Origin of the sequence: Candidatus Paralachnospira sp. LCP21S3_A2 (assembly GCF_052118925.1) — a bacterium.
Classification (GTDB): domain Bacteria; phylum Bacillota; class Clostridia; order Lachnospirales; family Lachnospiraceae; genus Lientehia.
In genome coordinates, this window is sequence record NZ_JBQKGG010000056.1 from 1 (window position 1) to 421 (window position 421).

Annotated in this window: 1 protein-coding gene; it reads left to right on the top strand. The window is 58.4% G+C overall.

Annotated elements, in window-relative coordinates:
* On the top strand, window positions 1–421 hold a 421-nt coding region (locus tag ACTQ3K_RS12675), incomplete at both ends, for a hypothetical protein (protein ID WP_441578602.1).

A 421-nucleotide genomic window follows, 5' to 3' on the forward strand; every position in this document is an offset into this window, starting at 1 on the left:
CTACCTGGGAACGGTGGTGGACGGGGCCGGGCAGGCCATTGACTTTGCGTATGAGGGAACCTATAAAGACCGCCTGGTCTCCATCACGGACCGCGCCACCGGACGGAAAACTTCTTATGGATATGATGGGGACGGAAACCTGACTTCCATTACTTACCCGGACGGGTCAAAGAGCACCTATTCCTATGACCAGGGGCGTCTTGTGCGGGTGAAGGAACCGAACGGCTCTGCGGTGGCATATGGATACCTCCTGGATCAGAAGGTGCCGCGGGTGCTGTACCGCCAGGAGGAGGGAGAGGACGGTTCCAGGGGAAACGTGGTCTGGAGCACCTATGCCGACGGAAACCGGACCTGGTTCCAGTACCTGGGCCTGGACCGGCAGTTAGGGACTGCAGATGATCCCGTTTACCAGTATGACTTT